The following is a 24,266-nucleotide window of genomic DNA, read 5'->3' as shown; positions in this document are numbered from 1 at the left end:
CTCCCCCGGACGAAGCCCGGGGGAGGGTGAAGAGGTGTGGTGCCGTTCGCTCTTACAGGTTGCTGCTGATCGCGTTCACCAGCTCGCCGTTCGCGGTGTCGCCGCTGAACTCCCAGAAGAACGCGCCGCCGAGGCCCTGGTTCTTGGCCCAGCTCATCTTCCCGGCGATGGTGGCGGGGGTGTCGTAGGACCACCAGTTGCTGCCGCAGTGCGCGTAGGCGGTGCCGGCGATCGTGCCGGTGGCCGGGCAGGACGTCTTGAGGACCTTGTAGTCCTCGATGCCCTGCTCGTAGGTGCCGGCGGCGGGTCCGGTGGCGGTGCCGCCCGGGGCGTCCTGGGTGACGCCGGTCCAGCCGCGGCCGTAGAAGCCGATGCCGATGAGCAGCTTCTTCGCGGGCACCCCGATCGCCTTGAACTTGGCCATGGCGTCGGCGGTCGTGAAGCCGGCCTTCGGGATGCCGGTGTACGAGGTGAGCGGGGAGTGCGGGGCGGTCGGGCCCTTGGCGTCCCAGGCGCCGAAGAAGTCGTACGTCATCACGTTGTACCAGTCGACGTACTGGGAGGCGCCCGCGTAGTCGGCGGCCTCGATCTTGCCGCCGGCCGAGCCGTCGGCCGTGGTGGCCGCGGTGACCAGGTTGTTGGCGCCGAACTTGGCGCGCAGCGCGGCCATCACGTTCTTGAAGGCCGCGGCTCCCGAGGTGTCACAGCTCAGCCCGCAGGCGTTCGGGTACTCCCAGTCGATGTCGATGCCGTCGAAGACGTCGGCCCAGCGCGGGTCCTCGACCAGGTTGTAGCAGGACTGGGCGAACGCGGCCGGGTTCTGCGCCGCCTGGCCGAAGCCGCCGGACCAGGTCCAGCCGCCGAAGGACCACAGCACCTTGATGTTCGGGTACTTGGCCTTGAGCTCGCGCAACTGGTTGAAGTTGCCGCGCAGCGGCTGGTCCCAGGTGTCGGCGACGCCGCTGACGGACTGGTCGGCGGTGAACGCCTTGTCGTAGTCGGCGTAGGAGTCGCCGATCGCGCACTGCCCGTTGGTGACGTTGCCGAAGGCGTAGTTGATGTGGGTGATCTTGGCGGCGGAGCCGGACGTCACGAGGTTCTTGACGTTGTAGTTGCGGCCGTAGATGCCCCACTCGGTGAAGTAGCCGAGCTTGACCTTGTCGCCGGTGGGCGGGGGAGTGGTGGTGCCGCCGGTGGTGTGCACCTTGACCGCGCCGCTGACCGGGCCGGTCTGGTCGGCGGTGTCACGGGCCTGCACGGTGTAGGAGTAGTCGGTGCCGGCGCTGAGCCCGGTGTCGGTGTACGACGTGGTCGTCACCGTCGCGACCTTGGAGCCGTCGCGCAGCACGTCGTAGTTCTTGACGCCCTTGTCGTCGGTGGCCGCGCCCCAGCTGAGCTTCACCGAGGTGTCGGTGACGGAGGAGGCGGTGGGGGTGCCGGGCGCGGAGGGCGCCGCGTCACCGGGGACGGTCGTGCCGTCGCAGCTGTCGCCGTTGAGCTTGCAGTTGGAGGGGGATCCGGGGCCGGCGCCGTTGAAGCCGAAGGAGACGGCGGCGCCGGGGGCGATGGAGCCGTTGTAGGACTTGTTCTTCGCGGTCCAGTGGGTGCCGGAGGAGGTGACGTCGGCATCCCAGGCGGAGGTGACGGACGTGCCGGAGGGGAAGTCCCACTCGACGGTCCAGGAGGAGATGCTCGCGGTACCGGTGTTCTTGATGGTCCACTGACCGCCGAAGCCGGTGCCCCAGTCGCTGGTCTTGGTGAAACTCGCCGTCGCGTTGCCCGCGGCCTGGGCGGGTCCCGCGAGGCCGACCAGGCCGGCCAGGGGGAGCAGCAGGGTCGCGAACCCTGCCGCGGCGCGGTGTCTGAAGCGCATGGTGCGCCTCCTCTGTATGTGGGGATGTCAGGGGCATGACTGAGCCTTCACGCCCACGGTGCCGCGAGAATAGAAAGGTCTGGACCACGGGTCAATAGGTCTGGACCAGTTGACTTTGCGGCTGTCCGTCCCCAACTCCCCTGCCCCCACGATCGCTTGCGGCCCGTGACCCTTCACGGGAGGAAGGTCACGAGCCGCCGGATCTGGGACGGGGTCGGCGGAGCCTAGCGCTCGCCGCCCGGCACCCACAGCACGTCGCCGGTCTCCTTGTTCGCCGTGCGGGCCAGGATGAACAGGAGGTCGGAGAGGCGGTTGAGGTAGGTCGCCGTCAGGGGGTTCATGAGGTCGCCGTGGGCCTCCAGGGCCGCCCACGTCGAGCGCTCGGCCCGGCGTACGACCGTGCATGCCTGGTGGAGGAGGGCCGCGCCCGCCGTGCCGCCCGGCAGGATGAAGGAGCGCAGTTTCTCCAGCTGCTCGTTGAAGCGGTCGCAGTCCGCCTCCAGCCGGTCGATGTAGAACTGCTCGACCCTGAGCGGCGGGAACTCCGGGTTCTCCACCACCGGCGTCGAGAGGTCCGCACCCACGTCGAACAGGTCGTTCTGCACGCGGGTGAGGACCTTGACGACCTCCTCGTCGAGGTTGCCCAGCGCGATCGCCGTGCCGATCACCGCGTTCGCCTCGTTGGCGTCGGCGTACGCGGCGATGCGCAGGTCGGTCTTGTGGACCCGGCTCATGTCGCCGAGGGCGGTGGTGCCCTGGTCGCCGGTCCTCGTGTAGATGCGCGTCAGATTGACCATGTGGCCAGCGTAGTTACGCGCCGGCCTTCCGGAACACTCGTGTGCCCACTGTCACGGCGAGCGCCGCGAATCCGACGGCCACCAGGGTGCCGTAGAGCATGTGCGCGGTGGCGTACTCGCCGACGTAGGCGTCGCGCATCGCGTCCACCAGATAGCGGAACGGTACGAAGTGGGACAGTACGTCCAGCCAGTGCGGGGCGAGAGTCATCGGCACCATCAGCCCGGACAGCAGCATCGACGGCATGGAGACCGCGTTGATCAGCGGCCCGAACTCCTGCGGGGTGCGCACCTTCATCGCCACCGCGTACGACAGCGACGCCAGTGACACGGTCAGCAGTGCGACGAACGCGAAGCCGATCAGTACGCCGGGCAGCGGTGCGCGCAGTCCCATGACCAGGGCCGCGAGGACGAGCAGTACGGCCTGGAAGACGAACACCGTGGCGTCCCGCAGGACCCGGCCGAGCAGCAGCGCCAGCCGGCTGACGGGCGTGACCCGCATCCGCTCGACGACGCCCACGCCGTTCTCCAGGATGATCATGAAACCGGCGAACAGAGCGCCGAAGAGACCGAGTTGGAGCAGCAGGCCCGGCACGAGCACCTGCCAGGAGCTGCCCTTGCCGCCCAGCGGCAGATCGGTGAGCAGCGGCCCGAAGAACAGCAGGTACAGCAGCGGCATCAGCACGCCGAAGAGCATCGCGAAGCGCGAGCGCAGGGTCTGGCGCAGATAGCGGCCGTAGATGAGGCCGGTGTCGTGCAGAAGCATGGGTGGCGTCCTATACGGCTACGGGGGCGGCGTCGGCCGGGGCGGGACCCCGGCCGGTGATGGCGAGGAACGTGTCCTGGAGCGTGGCGTCGATCGAGCCGCCGTGGCGCAGCTTGAGCGCGGTCGGCGTGCCCTCGGCGACGACCGTGCCCTTGTCGACGATCACCAGGCGGTCGGAGAGGGCGTCGGCCTCGTCCAGGTAGTGCGTGGTGAGGAAGACGGTCGTGCCGTGCTCGTCCCGCAGCCGCCGCACCAGGTCCCAGAGGTCGGCGCGGCTGCCGGGGTCCAGTCCGGTGGTGGGTTCGTCGAGGAAGAGCACGCGCGGGCGGTGGGTGAGCGCCATCGCGATGTCCAGCCGGCGCCGCTGACCGCCGGAGAGCGCGCCGCACTTGCGGTCGAGCAGCTCGGTGAGGTCCAGGTCGCGGGCGAGTTCCTCGGCGCGGGCGACGGCCTCGCCCTTGCTCAGCCGGTACATCCGCCCCTGCGTGACGAGCTCTTCCCGGACGTCGATCTGCGGGTCGACGCCGCCGGACTGGGCGACGTAACCGCAGGTCCGCCGCACGCCGACCGGGTCACCCGCCAGGTCGTGCCCGGCGACGGTGGCGCTGCCGCCCGTCGGTTTCAGCAGGGTGGTCAGCATCCGCAGGGTGGTCGTCTTCCCGGCGCCGTTGGGGCCGAGGAAGCCCAGGATCTCGCCCTCGTGGACGGTGAGGTCGATGCCGCGTACGGCCTCGACGGGGCCGCGCTTGGTCGTGAAGGTGCGCGCCAGTGAGGCCGCGCTGATGACTGCTGGCATGCCTCCCAGAAAAACAGAGTCCCTGAAATTTTGCAATGACCCCAAGGTTTCAGTAGCTCCAGCGAAGTTAGGATGGGGCCATGGCAGAGGGGCTCAGGGAGCGGAAGAAGCGGCAGACACGGCAGTACATCTCGGATGTGGCCACGGGTCTGTTCCTGGAGCGCGGCTTCGAGGCGGTGACGGTCGCGGAGATCGCCGAGGCGGCGAACGTCTCCGTCAACACGGTCTACAACTACTTCCCCGCCAAGGAGGACCTCTTCCTGGACCGCTCGGCCGGCGTCGTCGACCGGCTGGCCCGGTGGGTCCGGGGCCGGGACGTGGGGGAGTCCGCCGCGCGCGCCGTCCTGCGCGAACTGCGCGAGGAGATCGAGGCCGTATCGCCGCGCGTCGGCCTGATGGAGGGATACAGCCGCTTCATGCGGGTCATCCAGGAGGCGCCGACGCTGCGCTCCCGGTTGTGGAGCCTTCAGCAGGACAGCCACGACAACCTGAGAGCGGCCCTGTGCGAGGAGACCGGCGCCGCCGAGGACGATCCGCTGCCGGATCTGATGGCCGGCCAGATCTGCTGGATCTACGCGACGGTGTTCGCCTCCATCGGCCGCGAGATGCTCAAGGACCGCAAGCCGGCAGAGGTGTCCCGGGAAACGCTTCAGCTCCTCGACGAGGTCGAGGAGCTGCTGAGCGAACGGGTGCTGGGGTACGCGGTCCGCGAGGCTTAGCGCAGCCCGTCCACGAACGCCTGCCAGGCGGCTCCGCCGATGAGCAGGACGGGGCCGGCGGGGTTCTTGCTGTCGCGGACGGGGACGACGGGGAGGCTGTCGGCGACCTCGACGCAATCACCGCCGGTGTTGCCGCTGTAGGTGGACTTACGCCACTGTGCGTTCCTCAGCCTGGGAGCGGTCTCCATAGCGTTCCTCCATCACACGGGCGATCAGTGCCGCGGAATCATCCACGGAGAGAGCCGCGGCCTGCAGGTGAGCGTAACGGAGCACTGCCTCCCTGACGATCTCGGGGCTTGCGGTCATATGGCCCGAGATCACGTCCTCCGTGTACACGATGTCCGGGTCGTCATCGAAGCGAAGCAGGTTGAACGAACCTGCCAGGCTGGCGTGTTCACCGACGGAGTTCGGCAGCACCTGGATGTGCGTCCAGCGGTTACGGGTGAACTCCAACAGGCGGCCGAGTTGGAGCCGCATGACCTCCCGGCCGCCGATCGGGCGGAGCAGCGCTGCCTCGTCCACGACCACGCAAGTGAACGGGGGGTGATCCCGCTCCAGGATCCGCTGGCGTTCCATGCGAGCAGCCACCAGACCGTCGAGGTCATCCGGCGCGCCGGTCGCGAGCACCGCCCGCGCGTACCCCTCTGTCTGCAAAAGCCCGTACACCACCTGCGCTTGATACGTCGAGATGTAGGTGGCCTTGGCCTCCATGGCGGCGTAGGGCTGGAACCAGGACGGCAGTTGGCTGCGCAGTACCAGCCCGATCAACCGTGAGAACAGCCCGTCCGTCCCCAGCGCCGCGTCCACCCGCTCGGAGAAGTCCCGCGTCGGGACCTTCTTCGTTGTCTCGATCTGTCCGATCAGGGACCCCGTGCAGAAGATGATCTCGCCGAGCTGGTTCTGTTTGAGACCGGCCGCTTCCCGGTGCCGCCGTAACTCCCAGCCGTAGTAGTCGAGCGGGGACGCGGTCGGGTCGAGATTCTGGACGTTGGCCACAGTGGTCACCTCCGGCCGGCAACACCTCACGGTGTTGATTTCGCTGTGTAGTCGAGCGTATGCGGTCCGTCGCAGGCTGAGGGCATGAACGACGTAACTGGGCGTCCGGCGAAGGACCTTGAGGCGTACTACCGCGCGGAGCTCGCGCTGGGCGGCCACTCCGTGCGCCACCTGCGCCGCATTCTGCGCCTGTACCTGCTGCGCTCGGGCCTGTCGGAGGTGGCCGACGCGGCGGAACTGGCGCTGACGGAAGTGCTGACGAACGTGGTGCGGCACGTGCCCGGCAGGCGCTGCGCCGTATGCATCGTGCTGCTGCCGGGGACGGTGCGCGTAGAGGTCTCCGACAGCGAGGCGCGGCTGCCGGTGCGGGGGAGCGGGGAGTTGCTCGCCGAGGGAGGCCGCGGCCTGTTGCTGGTGGAGGCGGTGACGGACCGTTGGGGCGTGACACCCCACCGCACCGGCGAGGGCAAGACGGTCTGGTTCGAGTGTGCGAGCAAGTCGCCGCAGGCATGAGCGGGGTGGCAGGCTGTGCGGCAAGGAGGGCTCGTCGGAGGGGGGAATGCCACGACCTGATGATGGCTCCCTGCTGAGGAGGACGTCGATGTGGGTGCGGCGAGTGATCGAGCTGACCGGGTGGGAGCCGCTCGGGATGTCCGCCGACTGGGCGGCGATCGAGGGAGAGCTGAGGGTTCCGTTGCCGGCGGACTACAAGGAGCTCTACGAGGCGTTCGGCGGCGGCGTGTTCAGCGAGTCGCTCTACTTTCTGGGGCGCGACGAAGGCCGCGCGTTCGACTTCCTGACCCGCTGGCGGGTCTCCCTGTCGGTCGACCGGGACAGCGGGCTCACAGGCATCTCGGCGGTCCACCCCTATGCGATCTACGCGCCGGGCGGCAAGGGGCTGGTGGAGTGGGGCTCCACCGAATGGGCCGACGAATACTTCTGGCTGATCGACGCGGAGCGGCCGGGCGAGTACGCCGTCCTCGCCCGCTCCCATGACGTCGGTGCATGGCACCGGTACGACATGTCCACCTCGGAGTTCCTCTACCGCGTCCTCGCCGACCCCGATTTCCGCCCTTTCGGGATGGCACAGTACGAACTCGGCACGACGTTCGACCCCGCCTCCGGCGCCCCTTCCGCCAGCCGGCCACACTGACGGCACCGGCGCAGGAGCTACGCCGTCGCGCGGTCATGTGTCAGCCGATCGCGATCCGCGGGTGGGCGCCGGGGCGGATCCAGCCCATGATCTGGTCCATCGTCGCGCGCGGCACCGACACACAACCCGCCGTCGCACCCTTGCCGTTGACGTGCAGGAAGATTCCCGCGCCCCGGCCCGGCGTGGCCGGCCGGCGGTTGTAGTCGATGACCAGGGCCTTGGCGTACTGCGTCGGGTAGTTGACGAGGTGCTCGCTGCCCCGGTCGCCGGATTCGGTCAGCGGGAAGTCGGCGCCCTGCTCGCCGTGCATCGAGTTGTAGAACGTCGACTCCGGGTCCTCCACCCACCAGTCGTCGGAGTCGACCACGTGGTACGGCATGCTCGTGCCGCTCGACTCCACCCCGAAGCCCTGCGTGATGGTGTACGTCCCGGAGGGCGTCGTGTACGTCCCCTGACGGCGCGTCGCCCCGTCCGTCACGCCGTTGGAGCCGACCCGTCCGGAGCTCGTCGAGAACTGCGCCTTCCAGCCCGAGGAACCCTTGGCCCACGCCGTCACCGTGGCGTAGGAGCCGTTCGCCTTGACCGTGATGACCTGGGTCGCGTCGCCCACCTGCACGGGGACGGGGAAGTCCGGGGCGCTCGCGGTGCCGGTGCTCCCCGCGCCGCCGGCTCCGGTCCTCGTGGCCGACCCGGCCGCCGTCGCCTTCGCGGACGTCCCGGCGCCCGCCTTCACCGACGCCGACGCCGAGGCGGACGTGGACGTGGACGGCGGGGCCGATGCGGAGGCGGACGCCGAGCCCGACGGCGACGCCGAAGCAGACGCGGACGCGCTCGCCGAGCCGTCACCCCCAGGGGTCGCGGCCGAGTCGCTCACATCGGCCGCCACCTGCTCGGCGGACCGGGCGCCGTCGCCCCCGTCGCTCCCGCAGCCGGAGACGAAGAGCAGGACGCCACAGGTGGCGGCCGTCGCCAGCAGTGTGCGGGCGCGGGGGGAGGCCGGCCGGACGACGGACGCTTCGGATATGTCGGGCAACACGGGAGGAAACCCTTCGTCGGGAGCAGGAGAGAGACAGGGAGTGGGATTCAGCCAGCCGCCGGCGACAGCGCGCCGGAGCAGGTCGCCCGGCCGAACGACCCCGTCGCGGTCGCGCTCTGGACCTGCCGTCCCCGGATCGCGAGGGCGCAGCGCGCGGTGCCGCCGTCCTTGCCGAGCACGATGCTGATGAGCGGCTCCTTGCCGACGGGTACGTCGACCGTCGTACGCCAGGGCAGGCGCGCGCCGCGCACCACGGTCGCCGTCCCGGACTCGCTGCGGGCCTGGAAGGTGAGGTCGGCGGTGCCGGTGCCGGTCACCTCGTAGGTGACGGAGGCCGTGGGGGTCCGCGGGCGGGAGGAGTCCGCGCCGCCGTCGTCGTCGCCGGAGAGGACGCCGTACAGCACCAGCCCGCTGCACACCGCGAGTACGGCGACCGCGGCGAGCAGCCCGGCGCGGTCGGGGCGACGGGAGGGCGAGACGGGCGCGTTTTCCTCCGAACTCGGGGATCGGGGCGTTTCCTTTGCCATTTCGCTCGTTTTCTCGGCAGCCTCGGCCGGCGGCTTTTCCTCGCCCATGAACATTCCCTTTCCGCTCCGGAACCGGCTCCTTATATGCCATGCCGAATGGCCCGCGCAAGCGAGGGGACAAACCGGGCGCCCATTCTCCAAAATTCGGGAACTGTCGGACTTGCGGCCTGGCTTGACACGGCATCATGCGGGTGATTAGAACCGCCGCGCCGCTACGTCTGGCCTGCTCACAGGGCTTGTCGGGCGTTTCCGGCGCCTTTTATGACGTCCGAGAAAAGGAATGGGTTGCAGTGAGACCCGCACGGGGCAGGCTTATCGCGTGCCTGGTCGTGGCCGCGCTGACAAGCAGCGCGCTACCCCAGGTCGCCTACGCCGCGCCCGCACATGACAACGGCGACGGCACGGGAATTGTCGACGCCGTAAAGGGATGGTTCACGGGAGATGACGAGCATCCGCTCGACAAACCCCCGTCCCACGACGAACTGGACATGGCCGACCGGCAGAAGCTGCCGAAGGCCGCGAACGCACCCAAGGCCGTCCGGGTCAGGGAGCTGACGAACCGGCGCACCTCCAGCGCCCGCTTCTGGCAACTGTCGGACGGCCGTGTCGAGGCGGAGCTGTCGGCCGTGCCGACCTCCTACCAGGACGCGAAGGCGAAGTCCTGGAAGGACATCGACACCACCGTCCGCGCGTCCGACGCCCAGGGCTTCGCCTACGCCAACACCACCAACGAGGGCCGCAGCTGGTTCGGCGAGGATGCCGGCAAACTGGTCCGCTTCCAGGCGCCGGACGGCCGCAGCGTCACCCTCGGCCTTCAGGGCGCGGGCAAGAAGCTCAAGCCCACGGTCAAGGGTGAGAAGGTCACCTACCAGGACGCCGTGAACGGCGCCGACCTGGAGTACGGCGTCGGCCCCGGCCGCGTGAAGGAGAACATCACCCTCTCCGCACCGCCCACCGGTCCGCTGAAGTTCACCTTCACCCTGGACACCGCCGGCCTGACCCCGAAGGCCCGCCCGGACGGCTCGATCGCGCTGTACGGCGAGCTGCCGAACACCCCGGTGATGGTGATCCCGGCGCCGTACATGACGGACGCCAGGAAGGCCGACACCTCCGTCTTCGGCAGGACCTACAGCACGAAGGTCACGCAGCGGCTGACCCGGGACGGCGAGGGCTGGAAGCTGACGGTCACGCCCGACGAGAAGTGGCTCGCCGCCAAGGAGCGCCAGTACCCGGTCGTCATCGACCCGACGATCACCATCGCGCCGTCCCCGACCGACTCGCAGGACACGATGGTCCTGTCGGACCAGGCGTCCACGAACTTCAACACCTCGTGGAAGCTGGCGGCGGGCAAGACCGACACGGGCATCTCCCGCTCGCTGATCAAGTTCCCGCTGAGCGAGATACCGTCCGGCACGAAGATCGACTCCGCTCGCCTGGAGATGTACTTCGACCAGGCGCACACGACGAACGCCAACGATGTCACCGTCGGCGCCTACCGGGCGACCGGTGCGTGGGACGAGACCACGGCGAACTGGACCAACACCAGCTCCCTCGTGGGTGAGCTGTCCGGCACCAGCGTCCAGGTCGACGACGGCGACGCGGGCACCACCGCCGCCACCGGCAGCTGGCCGGCCTCGACGTCGACGCTCAAGCAGTACGGCATCAACGGCGACTACCTCGCCAACAAGGACTCGGTCGCCGGTGACACCTACACCTGGCAGCCGAAGATCCCGGAGACGGCGTCGTACCGGGTCGACGTGCACTACGTCGCCGCGACCGACCGCGCCACGAACGCGCCGTACACGGTGACGTCCAAGGACGGCACGGCCACCTACACCGTCAACCAGCAGACGGGCACCAACGGTGTGTGGTCGTCGCTGAACGGCGGCTCGCAGATCAACTTCAACGCGGGTACGGCGGGCAAGGTCGTCCTCGGTGACGGCCCGGCGTCCACCTCGACCGCCGTGATCGCCGACGCGGTGCGCTGGGTGAACCCGGCGTCGATCGTGAAGAACACCGGCGAGTACAACCAGTGGCACAAGTTCCCGGTCACGGACACCGTCCAGGGGTGGCTGAACGGCACGTACGCCAACAACGGCTTCGTCCTCAAGGCCACCGACGAGTCGGCGACCGCCCCGACCGGCGGCCCGCGCTACGAGTCCGGCGACGGCGACTACGGCGGCGAGACGGCGACGATCCCGCGGCTGACCGTCACCTACGGCAAGGTCGGCACCACGCTCGACTCGCCCACGGTGATCCACTCCACCGGCCCGGAGCTGAGCTGGAAGGCGTACACCAACACCACCGGCGACACCGGCTACGACATCGCCGAGTACCAGCTGCACCGCTCCACGCAGCAGGCGTTCACGCCGTCCGCGGCGACCCTGGTCGCGCCGATCGACAAGTCGCTGACCGCGTACACCGACACCACCGCGACCCCGACCCCGGACTCCTCCTCGCAGGAGATCGGCCGGTCGTACTACTACCAGCTCGCGGTGAAGACGAAGAACGGCCAGCTGCTGGGCTCCCCGACCCGGATCGTCGGCGTGCCGAAGGCGGGCCGCACCATGCGGCTGATCCAGGGCACGTCCGGGGTCACGGACACCACCCTCGCCTCGGGCCAGCCGACCACCAACGAGGACACCATCGCCTCCTACGGCGTCGGCCAGAAGTGGCTGGAGGTGGGCAACAACTCCACCACCTACGCCAAGGCCCGCGCGGCGCTGAAGTTCACCACCAGCGCCATCCCGACCACGGCCACCGTGCTGGAGTCGCGCCTGTTCATGTGGGGCGCGGAGACGACGACCGGCACCGACGGCGCCACCTACGAACTCCACGGGCTCAACAAGGACTTCGACGAGACGCAGGCCACCTGGAACAACGCCACCTCCACCACCGCGTGGACCACGGCGGGCGGTGACTACTCCGGCACCGTCTCCGACACGATCGCCCAGGTCTCCGAGGTCGGCCGGCACTGGTGGGACGCCACCTCCCTGACCCAGGGCTGGATCAAGACGCCCACCTCCAACCACGGCGCCCTGATCAAGCTGAAGGACGAGTCGGCCACGGGCCCGCAGGAGCGCACGCTCTTCCTGGCCTCGGAGGCGGCCGACCCGCAGCTCGGCCCGCTGCTGCGGGTGATCTACGTCGACTCCACCACGGACGACACGTACTACGCCCCGCAGACCCCCGCCCGGATGACCCCGAACTCCACCTACACGGTGGACTTCACGGTCACCAACACCACGTCCACCGCATGGGCGTCCGGCGAGCGCGTCCTGTCGTACACCTGGAAGCTGCCCGACGGCACGGACGTCACCACCGGCGGCAACCAGGCGTCGACGGCGATCCCGGCCCTCTCCCCGGGCCAGTCGGCGACGATCCAGGCCACCGTCAACACGCCGATCAACTCCGACAATGGCAACAAGCGCACCGACTACGTCCTCGGCTGGGACGTGAAGAAGGTCTCCGACGGCTCCTGGCTGTCGGTGACCAACACCTCCATCCAGCCGCTGAAGCAGAACGTCGCTGTGGAGGACCCCACCTCCGACGCGCTGGGCCTGGAGAAGTTCTACTCCTACACCGGCAAGAACACCGGCGCCGGCTCGACGGTGATGAACAACCTGGCCTCCGGCAACACCGTCTGGTCCTACAACGCGTTCACCAACCCGGGCCGCGGCCTGACCACGTTCGCGCGGTTCGCGTACAACTCGCTGGACACCTCCGACACGGTCTCCGGCGCCGGCTGGTCCATGCAGTTCGCCGGCCCGATCCGGCTGGGCGCGCCGCTGGACTTCCACCCCAACCCCAACCCGACCGAGATCCGCCTGCCCGACGGCGACGGCACCACGCACGTCTTCAGCAAGCAGGCCGACGGCAGCTGGAAGGCCCCCGCGGGCGTCCACTACCGGATCACGGCCAAGGCGGGCCTGGACTGCACCCCGGACAAGGACAACACCACCGACGCCTGGACACTGCTGCGCCCGGACGGCACGCGCTTCCTGTTCGACTGCGACGGCTATCTGACGTCGGTCGTCGACAAGAACGGCAACACGCAGACGTACACCTACGAGGAGCGCAAGTCCAACAACAAGCCGACGAAGTTCCTCACCTACGTCACCGACCCGGCGGGCCGGCAGTCGCTGACCGTCGACTACTACAAGAAGGGCGACGCGTCGTACGACTACATCGACGACACGGGCGCCAAGGTCACCGACACCAAGCTGACCAACTCCAAGATCTACGACCACATCAAGTCCGTCACGGACATCTCGGGCCGGAAGATCTCCTTCTACTACACGACGAAGGGCCTGCTGGGTCAGTTCACCGACGGTGACGGCTCGTCCCAGCCGAAGGTCTTCAAGTTCACCTACGACGCCACCCAGGGCAACAAGAACGTCAAGCTGGTCAAGGTCACCGACCCGCGTGGCCACGCGACCCAGCTGGCGTACTACGCGCCGCAGAACGGTGACGACCCCAAGTACCACTGGTGGACGAAGACCATCACCGACCGCCTCGGCGGCGACACGGCCTTCGCCTACGCGGCGGACACGGCGAACACCAAGTTCACCGACACCACGGTGACGGACGCCGAGAACCACGCCACCCAGTACGTCACGGACGACTTCGGCCGCCCGGTCCAGACGACCAACGCCAAGTCCCAGACGACCAAGATGAGCTGGGACGCGGACAACAACGTCACGTACCTGGAGGAGGCCAACGGCGCCAAGACCGCGTACTGCTACGACGCCAAGACGGGCTACCCGCTCTGGAAGCGCGACGCGGAGAACAACAAGGCGGGCGTGCCGGACCAGACGTCCACCTGCGTGACCGACTCCACCAAGTGGCCGGCGAACGCGGCGAAGTTCGAGTACCAGACCCGTGCCGACGGTTTCTCGGCCGACCTGTTCCGCAAGACCTCCCCGGAGGGCCGCGCCTGGCAGTTCGGCTACGACTCCTTCGGCAACCTCAAGACGGTCACCGACCCCAAGGGCGTCGCCACCACCACGGCGGGTGACTACACCACGTCGTACGAGTACGACTCCTACGGCGAGCTGACCAAGGCGACGGACGCCAACGGCAACCCGGCCACGTACAGCGGCTTCGGCCCGACGGGTTACCCGGCGACGATCACGGACGCGCTCAGCAAGTCGACGACGTACGTCTACGACGAGCGCGGCCAGGTCACCCAGGTCACCGACGCCCTGGGCAAGAAGACCACGCAGACGTACGACACGTACGGGCGTCCGCTGGTCAGCACGGTGCCGAAGGACCAGGCCGCGGGGGTGCTGATCACGACGCCGGCGCCCGAGTACGACGCCAACGACAACGTCACCAAGTCGACGGCTCCCAACGGCGCGGTGTCGACGGCGGTGTACGACGCGGCGGACGAGATCACCTCGGCCGCCGCGCCCAAGGACACCTCCACCTCGGACGAGAGGGTGACGAGCTACACCTACGACAAGATCGGCAACCTCAGGACGACGACGGAGCCCAAGGGCACCCTGACCACGTCGGACGCGACGGACTACGTCACGACCAACAACTACGACCCGATCGGCCAGGTCACCTCGGTGGTGAACGCCGAGGGCGACGCGATCAGTTACGTGTACGACACCGTCGGCAACCTCGTCACGGTCATCGACCCGAAGAAGAACGCGACGGCCGACACGACCGACTACACGACCAAGACGACCTACGACCTGGACCACCGGGTCACGGCTGTCACGGACGCGGCGGGCAAGACGAGCAAGAAGTCCTACGACCAGGACGGCCTGGTCGTCTCCACGACGGATGCCGAGAACAACACCACGCTCATCAGCTACGACGAGCGCGGCAAGACCACCGAGGTCAAGGCTCCGCACGAAGGCACGTCGCCGATCACGTACCGCACGACCAAGTACGAGTACGACCAGGTCGGCAACACCGTGAAGGTGCTCACCCCGCGGTCGGTGGCGGCGGGCTCGACGGACGCGTTCACCCAGCGCACCGAGTACGACGCGCTGAACCGCCCGGTCAAGCAGTACCAGCCCTACGACCCGGCGGACGCCCGCTACAACGACCCGAACGTCTACACGCAGACGACGTACGACGAGGTGGGCCGGGTGGCGGCGACGTCGTTGCCGCCGTCAGAGGGCCAGATGGTCCGCAACACCACCACCTACACCTACTTCGACAACGGGTGGGCGAAGTCCTCCACGGACCCGTGGGACATCACCACGACCTACGACTACGACGACCTGGGCCGGCAGACGGCGAGGACACTGACGTCGGCGGGTGGTTCCTCCAACCGCACGATGAACTGGTCCTACTACCCGGACGGCAAGCTGAAGTCCCGCTCGGACGACGGTGTGCCGGTCGGCAAGGACGTCGTCCTGGTGGACAACTCCGACGCCCAGAACACGTCGAAGACCGGCACCTGGACGACCGGTGACCTCACCGGTCAGCAGGGCTACGACCACGCGGAGCACGCGGCCGGCACCGGCACGGACGCCTTCACCTGGACGCTGAACATCCCGGCGGACGGCACCTACGAGGCGTTCGTGAAGTACCCGAAGGTGTCGGGTGCGGCCAAGACAGCTAAGTACACGGTCACGTACGACGGCGGGACGGCCGACAAGACGGTCGACCAGAGCACCGGCACGGGCACCTGGGTGTCGCTCGGCTCGTTCGCGTTCAAGCAGGGCAACACGGCCAAGCTGCAACTGTTCCAGAACAGCGGCGGCACGGTCGTGGCGGACGGCGTGAAGCTGGTCCGCGACAACTCCGCCGACACCGACACCGAGCAGAAGACGTTCACGTACACCTACGACGCGAACGCCAACCTCACGTCGATCGACGACAACTCCTCCGGCGCGCAGATCGACAACTACGGCATCACCTACACGGGCCTCAACCAGGTCCAGAAGGTGACCGAGTCCCTCAACGGTACGGCCAAGAAGTCCACGTCCTACACTTACGACCCGGACGGCAAGCCGGAGACCGTCACCCACCCCGACCAGTACGCGAAGTACACCTACGACCTGCGCGAGCTGGTCAAGACGGTCTCGGTCGGCAAGAGCGCGACGGACACCGACCCGAAGGTCACGTCGTACACCTACACCGACCGCGGCCAGAAGCTCCAGGAGACCAAGGCCAACGGCAACACCGTCGACCACACGTACTTCCTCGACGGCCCGGTCAAGTCCACGACGGAGAAGAAGCCCAACGGCACTCTCGTCGCTTCGCACACCTACGCCTACGACCCCAACGGCAACAAGGCGCAGGACGTCTCGAAGAAGATGAACGCCGACGACCACTCGGCGTACCTGTCCTCCACGACGGACTACACCTACGACCCGGCCGACCGGCTGGCGAAGGCGGTGAAGACGGGCAACGGCGCGGGCACGGAGACATACGTCCACGACGACAACGCCAACGTCATCAGCCAGACGGTCCAGGGCGCCACCACCACCTACACCTATGACCGCAACCGCCTGCTGACCGCCCTCACCGGCGGTACGACGGCGAACTACACCTACGACCCGTTCGGCCGGCAGCAGTCGGTCACCTCGGGCGGGCAGGTCGTCTCCCGGAGCGTGTACGACGGCTTCGACCACGTCGTGAAGTCCGAGAAGACGGACGACACGGGCGCGATGAAGTCGACGACCTACACCTTCGACCCCCTCGACCGCACCACGTCCAAAACCGCCGACGGCAAGACGACGGGCTACGAGTACCTGGGCCTGTCGGGTGAGGTCCTGGACGAGAAGGTCGCCGGCGAGCTGACCAAGTCCTACCAGTACAGCCCGTGGGGCGAACGCCTGTCGCAGATGACCCACAACAGCGACGGCACGACGGAGGACGGCTACTACGGCTACAACAGCCACACCGACGTCGAGACCCTGACGGACGACAACGGCGACGCCAAGGCGACGTACGGCTACACGGCCTACGGCAACGACGACAAGTCGGAGTTCACGGGCATCGACAAGCCGGACGCCGCCGACCCTTCCAAGGAGGTCTACAACCCCTACCGCTACAACGCCAAGCGCTGGGACGCCCGGTCCGGCACCTACGACATGGGCTTCCGGGACTACAGCCCGGGCCTCAACCGGTTCACCACCCGGGACATGTACAACGGCGCCCTCGCCGACATGGGCCTGGGAACCGACCCCTTCACCGGGAACCGCTACGCCTTCGGTGGCGGCAACCCCACCAGCATGGTCGAGATCGACGGCCATTTCCTCGGTCCCGTCGGGGACGCGATCGACGTGGCCGGGAGCGCGTTGAAGGAAGGCGCCTCAGCCGTCGAGGGGGCACTGTCGGACGCGGCCGGTGCGGTGGAGAGCGGCGGCACCGGTCTGCTCAGCCGCGTGACCGGCTACGGCCTCGCGGCGGCCGCATTCCTGAACGAACTGGGGTGGAACAGTCCGACCGCGCCCAATGGATACGAGTCGGACCCCGGTGACAAGCCGGACTACAGCAAGGGGCTCCTCCTCAAGCCGGATTCCAAGAAGGAATGGCAACCCGGTGACGCCCTGCGCCCGTTCGACCGAGGTGACTGCTCCCGAGGCACGAGCATGGTCTATTACGCCCCGCTCGACCAGCAGGGCCGCGCCACGGGTGCCTACGCCTGCCTCACCGCCGGCGGGTTCAACTACACCGACAAGGACGGTGCCAATGTCCTGAACGGACCCGACACGGAGATCATGGGCAGCAACGCGCCGTGGCCTCCGTCGACCCCCGGCTTCTGGGACAGCGTTCCTCCGGGCTTCCAGCTCGGGAACAAGCCCACGATGAACCGCGGTCACCTGCTGGCACGCCAGCTGGGTGGCAGTGGTACCGACCGGCGCAATCTCGTTCCGCTCTACCGGAACGCGAATTCTCCGGTGATGTCTGGGGCTGAGCAGAAGATCGCGGATTCGATTGCGGCAGGAAATACCGTCTACTACTCGTCGATTCCGGTCTACGAGAACGACAGCAACCCGATTCCCTTGGGTGTTACCATGAGCGCCTACACTTCGACAGGAGTCCAGATAGTCAACCAGACGATTTGGAACAAGCCCTGACGAAAAACTTCGGTCAGTAGACAATGCCGTTGAGCAGGCTGTGCGGAGGGGTGCAATGGAATGGGTTGATCGCCTGGTGGCCGAGATCGGTTGGGACGCCGAACCGGGCGAACCGGACTGGTCCGAAGCCGAACAGGTGCTGGGCACCCCTCTGCCGGCCGACTTCAAGGAGCTGCGTCGGCGCTTCCCCGAATGGGGCGCGTTCAGTGATCACGTCCTGCTGCTCACGGCGCAGGGTGACACCGAATCGGTTCCCGCCAATCATGAGACGCTGCTGAGAACTGTCCAGGGAAACCCCGACAGCCGCCGGATCTACGAACCGTACGGCATTCTCGGCGCGAATCAGGCAGAAAGCGGCAAGGGCCTCGTCCAGTGGGGGTATTCCTTCATCGAAGAGGAGTACTACTGGTTGGCCGACACCGCGGCGGATCCCGCGACGTGGCCGGTGCTGGCGCGTGTCGACCCGTTGGAGCCCTTCCATCGGTTCGACATGCCCGCCTCGGAGTTCGTATACCGCGTGCTCACCGACCCCGAATTCAGACCCTTCGGGATCGCGGAGACGGTGGGCTCGCCGTATTACCAGACGTACTGAGCGCACACGGTGCGGGTCCCCGTTCCGGGGACCCGTCACCGCGGCTCCATGACCGCCGTCGGCATCCGACACGGCGTCACATCCCCCGCACGTTCCGACGTGACCGGCGTCTCACCCCGTGAGACGTGAAACGCGTTACTAACTCCGCCGCGCTGCCCCTCACGGGCGCTAGTGTCCGCCGGAGAGAAGTTGGCCCCTGCGCGACCCTCCCCCTGCCCGGTGGCGCCTCGGTGAGTTCCGTCCCGAGGTGCCGGGCGCACCCTCCGAGCGGACGAGGGGACGGGACGCCGGGGCCTGACGACAGCGCGTATCAGGGGAGTCGCACAGTGGCACGGAAGCTCGCCGTCATCGGGGCCGGTCTCATGGGGTCCGGCATCGCCCAGGTCTCCGCACAGGCGGGCTGGGACGTCGTCCTGCGCGACGTCACCGACGAGGCACTGACCCGCGGCACCGACGGCATCAAGGCGTCGTACGACAAGTTCGTGAGCAAGGGCAAGCTGGCGGCACAGGACGCCGAGGCCGCCCTCGCCCGGATCACGCCCACCACCGATCTGGACGCCGCCGCCGACGCCGACCTCGTCGTCGAGGCCGTCTTCGAGAAGCTCGAGGTCAAGCACGAGATCTTCCGTGCCCTCGACAAGATCGTGCGCCCGGAGGCCGTCCTCGCCTCCAACACCTCCGCCATCCCGATCACCAAGATCGCCGCGGCCACCGAGCGCCCGGAGCGGGTCGTCGGCGTGCACTTCTTCTCGCCGGTGCCGATGATGCAACTCGTCGAGCTGGTCCGCGGCTACAAGACCAGCGACGAAACCCTCGCCACCGCCCGCGAGTTCGCCGAGTCCGTCGGCAAGACCTGCATCGTCGTCAACCGCGACGTCGCCGGGTTCGTGACGACCCGTCTGATCTCCGCGCTCGTCGTCGAGGCCACCAAGCTCTACGAGTCGGGCGTCGCCACCGCCGAGGACATCGACATCGCCTGCAAGCTGGGCTTCGGCCACGCCATGGGCCCCCTCGCCACCGCCGACCTCACCGGCGTCGACATCCTGCTGCACGCCACCAGCAACATCTACACCGAGTCGCAGGACGAGAAGTTCGCCCCGCCGGAGCTGATGCGCCGGATGGTGGACGCCGGTGACATCGGGCGCAAGAGCGGGCAGGGCTTCTACACGTACTGATCACCGCACTCACCCCGGAGAGGTCACTCTCCGGGGTGAATCAGGTATCGGTTCGCTTACAGCCAGCAACCGCACCGCCACCGGCGCAGTCAGACCTGGCACACCCACGTCATGGAGTAGCCACCGCACTCACCCGAGGAGCGCATATGCACATCAGGGGCGACCACGTCGAGCTGGTCGTCGGGGGCCGCCTCGACGTCCGCAGCGCGGCGGACGCCCGTACGGTCCTGCACTCGGCGGTCGACGACGGAGTCGGCGACCTCGTGCTCGACCTGTCAGAGCTGGACTCCTGGGACGCCACCGGGCTGGGCGTCATCATGGGCGTCCACCGCCGGGCCGGCCGCTGCGGCCGCCGCCTGGTGCTGCGCGGCGTACCCCCGCAGATGCAGCGCCTGCTGGTGGCGACCCGGCTGCACCGCATCCTCGCCATCGAAGGCGGCCTCGCCGTGGACTCCCTGCCCCGGGTGTAGCCCCGACGCGGGCTCCCCGCCCCCGGTGCGACCGCGTGATGTGCTCCGGCGGGTGTGACCCCGGCGTCCGGGGGCACCCGGCGCACGGCCGAGACCCGGCGAAACGCCCCACGCGCCCAATCCTCACCGGACTGTGACGTCTCGGGCGGCACGGTACCCCGGGCTGTCGGAGATACTGAGCGAAGGTTTACGGTTCGTCTGCCCGCCGCCCGCAACCCTCGACCGGGCACCGGACCAGAAGCGACAGCGCAGTGTGCAGCAAGGCCGGGAGGGGCTACCGCCACACGACGCTTTTGGGGGGCTTGAAACCTATGGACCCGAACACCCGGGGGCCCGAGGAGCACGGCCGCGAGGGTGACGGCCACGCGCCGCGCCCGCGCCCGTCCAGGGATCCCCTCACACCCGACCTCGGCCAGCACGGGCCCGCGCAGGCCCGCATGGTCCAGGTCGTCTCCGGGGATCTCCTGCTCACCGTCAACCCCGTCGACGGCAGCGAGATAGAGCCCTGCCCGCCCGCCGGACAACCCGAACGTCCCACGCGGCGCAGCGCCGCCGACCGCGCCGACGCCGACCGCGCCGCCGCGCCGCCCGTCCCGCCCGGACCCGCCCGGCCCGCGCTGCCGCTGCTGGGCCGCGACGAGGAACGCGAGCGCCTGGTCCGCCTCCTGGCCCGCGGCCGCTCCGTACGCCTCACCGGCCCCGCCGGCTCCGGCCGCACCAGCCTCCTCGACCTGGTCGCCGAGGACTGCGCGGACCTCGCCCCCGACGGCGTCGTCCGCCTCAACGGCTTCCACCGCACCGCCGACGATCTGCTGCACGACCTCCTGCGCACCGTGCACAGCGCGCCCCGGCACCGCCCGGGCCGCGAGGAACTGCTGGAGTGCGTCCGTGACATCGGCGCCGTCGTCGTCCTCGACGACCTGGAGTTCGGCGGGACGGCGCTCGACGAGCTGCTCGACGCCACCCCCGAGTGCGCCTGGCTGCTCGCCGCCACCCCCGACGTGGCCGCCCCGTCCGCGGACTCCGCCGTCGAGGAGGTCTTCCTCAGCGGACTCGACCGGGCCGGCGGCGTCGAGCTCATCGAGCAGTCCCTCGGCCGCGTCCTCACCGAGGACGAGGCCAACTGGGCGGGCGACCTGTGGTTCGAGTCCGAGGGCCTGCCGCTGAGGTTCGTCCAGGCCGGCGCCCTGCTGCGGCAGCGCGACCGGCTGCGCGCGGGCGCCGACGCGGTCGACGAGTACGGCGTCTTCGAGGACGCGGTGCCCTTCGACGGCCCCGTACCGGCCGACGCGGACGAGGACATACCGCTGCCCTCCCTCGGCGAGGCCGCCGCGCCCGCCCCGCTGCTCGCGTCCCGCCTCAGCGCGTCCGCCCGCGCCACCCTGCGCTTCGCCGTCGCCCTCGGCGGTGAGGTGCCGCACCAGGCGCACCTGCCCGCCCTCGTCGGCGACACCCACGCCGACGCAGCGCTCGGCGAACTCGCCTCCTGCGGACTGGTCTCCCCGGTCGGTTCCCGCTACCGGCTCGCCGCCGGCGTCCAGACCCAGTTGGAGGCCGCCGGATACGCCGACGACGCCACCGAGCAGGCCCGCACCGCCGCCCGGCACTACACCTGGTGGGCCGGACATCCCTCGGTCACCCCCGAACGGGTCTGCGCCGAGGCCGACGCCGTACTGGCCGCCCTCACGCCGCTCGTCTCCGCGGGGCCCGACGAGGAGGACGGCGAACACACGGCCGTCGCGCTCGCCCGCGCCGCCGCGCCCGCGTTCGCCGCGGGCCTGGAGTGGGGCGCCTGGGAGCGGGCCCTGCGCGCGGGCGCCGAGGCGTCGCGGCTCGCCGGCGAGGTCGCCGAACAGGCCTACTTCCACCACGAACTGGGCGTCCTCGCACTGTGCGCCGGGCGGCTCGACCGGGCCCGCGCCGAGCTCGAGGCCTCCGTCGGGCTGCGCGGCGCGGTCTCCGACAAGCGCGGGACCGTCGCGGGCCGCCGCGCTCTCGCCCTGGTCGCCGACCGCGCGGGTGACGTGCCGGGCATCCCGGTGACGGCGGGGGAGGAGGTGGCGGCCGCCCGCTCCGAGGAGTCCGCCTCCCCGGCGGCCGGTGTGCTCGCGCCGATTCCGCCGCTGCCCCGGCCCACCCCGGACGACGGCGTCACCGTCGTCACCCACCAGGCCGCGCCGGCTCCCCACGGCCCCGCCGCCAAGCCCCGCGGCGGTCTGAGGAACATGGCCCGCCGCAACCTCGTCGCGGCCGGCGCAGGAGCGCTGCTCGTCGCCGTGCTCGGTACGGTCGTGACGCTGGGCGCCACGTCCGACAACGACGCGCACACCCCGTCCGACCAGGTCGGCGTCAACCCGTCCGCCAGCCAGGACATCGATGACGGCACCCTGGGCGCCGACGCCCCGCAGAAGAACGGTGACGACCGCCGCGGCGCCACCGGCACCCCCACCGGCCGCCCCACCGACCCGGGCCCCGACGGCACGTACGGCACGGCGGACGACCCGACCCCGACGACGGGGCCGTCGGACCGGCCGACGGGGACGCAGGAGACGGGCGGAGGGGCTCCCACGGAGCCGTCGGACCCGGCGACGAACCCGCCGACGAAGACCTCCCCGAAGCCGACGACGTCCCCGAAGCCGTCCACGTCCACCTCGTCGTCTCCCACGCCGTCCGACTCGGAGACGGCCCCGCCGTCCGCGTCGCCGACCGACACGTCGTCACCGTCCACCTCCAACACCGCCGGCGGCCCCGCCTCCTCCAGCGCCCCCGCAGGGTCCGGCAGCTCGGCGAGCGCGCCGCAGAGCGGCACGGCGAGCAGCACGGAGTCGGTGATCTGACCCGGCACACGGCGAAGGGCCGGACCCCACCGGGGTCCGGCCCTCATCGCCGTACGGCGTGACGTTCCTCAGAACAGCCGGAGCTTGTCGTCCTCGATGCCGCGCAGGGCGTTGTAGTCCAGGACCTGGCAGCCGATGCCGCGGTCCGTGGCCAGGACGCGGGCCTGCGGCTTGATCTCCTGCGCCGCGAAGATGCCGCGCACCGGCGCGAGGTGCGGGTCGCGGTTGAGGAGCTCCAGGTAGCGGGTGAGCTGCTCGACGCCGTCGATCTCACCGCGCCGCTTGATCTCCACCGCGACGGTCTGGCCGTCGGCGTCACGGCACAGGATGTCCACGGGGCCGATCGCGGTCATGTACTCGCGCCGGATGAGCGTGTAGCCCTCGCCGAGGGTCTCGATGCGGTCGGCGAGCAGTTCCTGAAGGTGCGCTTCCACGCCGTCCTTGATCAGGCCGGGGTCGACACCCAGTTCGTGCGAGGAGTCGTGGAGGATCTCCTCCATCGTGATGATCAGTTTCTCGCCCGCCTTGTTGACGACGGTCCAGACGCCATCCTCCTCGCCCGTGCCCTCCTTCAGCGTGCACGGCGGCGACATCCAGTTCAGGGGCTTGTAGGCCCGGTCGTCGGCATGGATGGAGACGCTGCCGTCCGCCTTGACCAGGATCAGTCGGGGCGCGGAGGGCAGGTGGGCGGTGAGCCGGCCGGCGTAGTCCACGGAGCATCGGGCAATGACGAGACGCATGGTCGGCAACGCTACTCGACGGACACCCGTGCACGCGATTCGCCCTGTGAGCCGCCCCTAATCTCCCTGATTCCGCCTGTTCCACACTGGCCGATTGTGTGCCCAACTGGGCGTTCCTATCTGCCCATTCGCCTGGTGCCGTCACGGTCTGTTGCCTACCGTAGAAAACGGGAGGTCGCTATGCGTGTACTCACCGTGTTCGGTATCTCGGCATCGCGGGCTCCCCTTTCCGTGTCCGGCAACCCCTGCTGTGCGGGGGTGCGAGAGGAGAACCCATGTCGCTCGACGTCTCACCGGCCCTACTCGAACAGGCCGAGCGAGGCGAGGTCGACGAAGCAGCATTCGTCGACTGCGTCCGGACCTCCCTGCCCTACGCATGGGAGATGATCAGCTCCCTGGTGGCCCAGCTGAAGGTGGACGGCGGCCAGTTCGCCGACAACCAGACGCCCCCGCCGGACGAGCAGGCGCGCGGCCAGCTGCTGCGCGCGCTCGCCAGCGACGCGATACGCGGTGCGCTGCAACGGCACTTCGGTGTGCGGCTGGCCTTCCAGAACTGCCACCGCGTGGCGGTGTTCCCGCTCGACTCCTCCGTGGACGAGACGCTGGCGCGCTTCACCTCGATCCGCAACCAGCTGCTGAACCAGTCCCCGGAGCTGCGGGACTGCTGACGCAGTGAGGTCACCCGCTTGCCGCTCCGCCCGTGGGAGGTGCAGACATCGAAACCGGAGCGGCAAGCTCCCCG

General features: G+C 69.2%; 18 protein-coding genes. 9 read left to right on the top strand and 9 right to left on the bottom strand.

The features are described 5' to 3' along the window. Window positions 1-52: 52 nt before the first annotated feature. From ACZ67Q_RS08060 to ACZ67Q_RS08045, 4 genes are all read right to left on the bottom strand, one after another. Window positions 53-1,873: a glycosyl hydrolase family 18 protein gene (locus ACZ67Q_RS08060; protein ID WP_471177985.1), complete on the bottom strand. Its 1,821-nt coding sequence runs from the start codon at window positions 1,871-1,873 to the stop codon at window positions 53-55. 224 nt (window positions 1,874-2,097) lie between these two features. After that, a complete protein-coding gene (locus ACZ67Q_RS08055; RefSeq protein ID WP_471177983.1) occupies window positions 2,098-2,670 on the bottom strand; it encodes a cob(I)yrinic acid a,c-diamide adenosyltransferase in 573 nt (190 codons plus the stop codon). A 13-nt stretch (window positions 2,671-2,683) separates the two neighbouring features. Then, window positions 2,684-3,433, bottom strand: a complete 750-nt coding sequence (locus ACZ67Q_RS08050; RefSeq protein WP_471177981.1) for an ABC transporter permease — start codon at window positions 3,431-3,433, stop codon at window positions 2,684-2,686. A gap of 10 nt (window positions 3,434-3,443) precedes the next feature. Beyond that, the gene (locus tag ACZ67Q_RS08045) at window positions 3,444-4,229 is read right to left on the bottom strand and encodes an ABC transporter ATP-binding protein (protein ID WP_471177978.1); all 786 of its coding nucleotides are present in this window, start codon (window positions 4,227-4,229) and stop codon (window positions 3,444-3,446) included. A gap of 80 nt (window positions 4,230-4,309) precedes the next feature. Here ACZ67Q_RS08045 and ACZ67Q_RS08040 point away from each other — a divergent pair, with 80 nt between their 5' ends. Further along, window positions 4,310-4,948, top strand: coding sequence for a TetR/AcrR family transcriptional regulator (locus ACZ67Q_RS08040; RefSeq protein WP_471177976.1), 639 nt, complete (start codon window positions 4,310-4,312; stop codon window positions 4,946-4,948). On the opposite strand, the gene ACZ67Q_RS08035 is transcribed toward ACZ67Q_RS08040, so the two are convergent. Continuing rightward, window positions 4,945-5,136, bottom strand: coding sequence for a DUF397 domain-containing protein (locus ACZ67Q_RS08035; protein WP_471177974.1), 192 nt, complete (start codon window positions 5,134-5,136; stop codon window positions 4,945-4,947). The two genes, ACZ67Q_RS08040 and ACZ67Q_RS08035, sit on opposite strands and share 4 nt — an antisense overlap. Then, window positions 5,096-5,944 carry a helix-turn-helix domain-containing protein gene (locus tag ACZ67Q_RS08030; RefSeq protein ID WP_471177971.1) on the bottom strand — a complete coding sequence of 283 codons (849 nt, stop codon included), beginning with the start codon at window positions 5,942-5,944 and terminating at the stop codon, window positions 5,096-5,098. Before ACZ67Q_RS08030 ends, ACZ67Q_RS08035 begins: the two co-directional genes overlap by 41 nt. A gap of 84 nt (window positions 5,945-6,028) precedes the next feature. Between ACZ67Q_RS08030 and ACZ67Q_RS08025 the strand changes: the two genes are divergently transcribed. Further along, window positions 6,029-6,457 carry an ATP-binding protein gene (locus tag ACZ67Q_RS08025; RefSeq protein WP_471177969.1) on the top strand — a complete coding sequence of 143 codons (429 nt, stop codon included), beginning with the start codon at window positions 6,029-6,031 and terminating at the stop codon, window positions 6,455-6,457. 88 nt (window positions 6,458-6,545) lie between these two features. Then, the gene (locus tag ACZ67Q_RS08020; protein WP_471177967.1) at window positions 6,546-7,097 is read left to right on the top strand and encodes an SMI1/KNR4 family protein; all 552 of its coding nucleotides are present in this window, start codon (window positions 6,546-6,548) and stop codon (window positions 7,095-7,097) included. Window positions 7,098-7,137: 40 nt separating this feature from the next. Here the strand turns inward: ACZ67Q_RS08020 and ACZ67Q_RS08015 are convergent, their stop codons facing one another. Continuing rightward, window positions 7,138-8,130, bottom strand: a complete 993-nt coding sequence (locus ACZ67Q_RS08015) for a L,D-transpeptidase family protein (RefSeq protein WP_471177964.1) — start codon at window positions 8,128-8,130, stop codon at window positions 7,138-7,140. Between the two features lie 50 nt (window positions 8,131-8,180). Next, the gene (locus ACZ67Q_RS08010) at window positions 8,181-8,660 is read right to left on the bottom strand and encodes a hypothetical protein (RefSeq protein ID WP_471177962.1); all 480 of its coding nucleotides are present in this window, start codon (window positions 8,658-8,660) and stop codon (window positions 8,181-8,183) included. Between the two features lie 1,289 nt (window positions 8,661-9,949). Here ACZ67Q_RS08010 and ACZ67Q_RS08005 point away from each other — a divergent pair. From ACZ67Q_RS08005 to ACZ67Q_RS07985, 5 genes are all read left to right on the top strand, one after another. Next, window positions 9,950-17,710 (top strand): golvesin C-terminal-like domain-containing protein, encoded by a 7,761-nt coding sequence (locus ACZ67Q_RS08005; protein ID WP_471178915.1) that lies wholly within the window; start codon window positions 9,950-9,952, stop codon window positions 17,708-17,710. 55 nt (window positions 17,711-17,765) lie between these two features. Next, complete coding sequence (locus tag ACZ67Q_RS08000; RefSeq protein WP_471177959.1) at window positions 17,766-18,302, top strand: hypothetical protein; 537 nt, start codon at window positions 17,766-17,768, stop codon at window positions 18,300-18,302. Window positions 18,303-18,628: 326 nt separating this feature from the next. Next, on the top strand, window positions 18,629-19,477 hold the full coding sequence (locus ACZ67Q_RS07995; protein WP_361631778.1) for a 3-hydroxyacyl-CoA dehydrogenase family protein: 849 nt from the start codon (window positions 18,629-18,631) through the stop codon (window positions 19,475-19,477). 146 nt (window positions 19,478-19,623) lie between these two features. Then, a complete protein-coding gene (locus ACZ67Q_RS07990; RefSeq protein ID WP_247463973.1) occupies window positions 19,624-19,947 on the top strand; it encodes an STAS domain-containing protein in 324 nt (107 codons plus the stop codon). Between the two features lie 311 nt (window positions 19,948-20,258). Then, window positions 20,259-22,784, top strand: a complete 2,526-nt coding sequence (locus tag ACZ67Q_RS07985; protein ID WP_471177956.1) for an ATP-binding protein — start codon at window positions 20,259-20,261, stop codon at window positions 22,782-22,784. Window positions 22,785-22,852: 68 nt separating this feature from the next. Here ACZ67Q_RS07985 and nucS read toward each other — a convergent pair whose 3' ends face one another. Continuing rightward, complete coding sequence (nucS, locus tag ACZ67Q_RS07980) at window positions 22,853-23,524, bottom strand: endonuclease NucS (protein ID WP_471177953.1); 672 nt, start codon at window positions 23,522-23,524, stop codon at window positions 22,853-22,855. A 275-nt stretch (window positions 23,525-23,799) separates the two neighbouring features. On the opposite strand from nucS, the gene ACZ67Q_RS07975 reads away from it, so the two are divergent. Further along, window positions 23,800-24,192 carry an SCO5389 family protein gene (locus ACZ67Q_RS07975; protein WP_471177951.1) on the top strand — a complete coding sequence of 131 codons (393 nt, stop codon included), beginning with the start codon at window positions 23,800-23,802 and terminating at the stop codon, window positions 24,190-24,192. The last annotated feature ends 74 nt before the right edge of the window (window positions 24,193-24,266 follow it).

The organism is Streptomyces sp. NPDC036813 (genome assembly GCF_055609245.1).
This window is presented reverse-complemented; position numbering and strand designations above follow the sequence as displayed.

Bases quoted from the DNA above. Each gene is read 5' to 3' on its own strand.
- ACZ67Q_RS07985 (WP_471177956.1), top strand. From the start codon at position 20,259: ATGGACCCGAACACCCGGGGGCCCGAGGAGCACGGCCGCGAGGGTGAC.
- ACZ67Q_RS08045 (WP_471177978.1), bottom strand. From the start codon at position 4,229: ATGCCAGCAGTCATCAGCGCGGCCTCACTGGCGCGCACCTTCACGACC.
- ACZ67Q_RS08060 (WP_471177985.1), bottom strand. From the start codon at position 1,873: ATGCGCTTCAGACACCGCGCCGCGGCAGGGTTCGCGACCCTGCTGCTC.
- ACZ67Q_RS08010 (WP_471177962.1), bottom strand. From the start codon at position 8,660: ATGGCAAAGGAAACGCCCCGATCCCCGAGTTCGGAGGAAAACGCGCCC.
- ACZ67Q_RS08020 (WP_471177967.1), top strand. From the start codon at position 6,546: ATGTGGGTGCGGCGAGTGATCGAGCTGACCGGGTGGGAGCCGCTCGGG.
- ACZ67Q_RS08005 (WP_471178915.1), top strand. From the start codon at position 9,950: ATGGTCCTGTCGGACCAGGCGTCCACGAACTTCAACACCTCGTGGAAG.
- ACZ67Q_RS08040 (WP_471177976.1), top strand. From the start codon at position 4,310: ATGGCAGAGGGGCTCAGGGAGCGGAAGAAGCGGCAGACACGGCAGTAC.
- ACZ67Q_RS08050 (WP_471177981.1), bottom strand. From the start codon at position 3,433: ATGCTTCTGCACGACACCGGCCTCATCTACGGCCGCTATCTGCGCCAG.
- ACZ67Q_RS08000 (WP_471177959.1), top strand. From the start codon at position 17,766: ATGGAATGGGTTGATCGCCTGGTGGCCGAGATCGGTTGGGACGCCGAA.
- ACZ67Q_RS07975 (WP_471177951.1), top strand. From the start codon at position 23,800: ATGTCGCTCGACGTCTCACCGGCCCTACTCGAACAGGCCGAGCGAGGC.
- ACZ67Q_RS07990 (WP_247463973.1), top strand. From the start codon at position 19,624: ATGCACATCAGGGGCGACCACGTCGAGCTGGTCGTCGGGGGCCGCCTC.
- ACZ67Q_RS08025 (WP_471177969.1), top strand. From the start codon at position 6,029: ATGAACGACGTAACTGGGCGTCCGGCGAAGGACCTTGAGGCGTACTAC.
- nucS (WP_471177953.1), bottom strand. From the start codon at position 23,524: ATGCGTCTCGTCATTGCCCGATGCTCCGTGGACTACGCCGGCCGGCTC.
- ACZ67Q_RS08055 (WP_471177983.1), bottom strand. From the start codon at position 2,670: ATGGTCAATCTGACGCGCATCTACACGAGGACCGGCGACCAGGGCACC.
- ACZ67Q_RS08035 (WP_471177974.1), bottom strand. From the start codon at position 5,136: ATGGAGACCGCTCCCAGGCTGAGGAACGCACAGTGGCGTAAGTCCACC.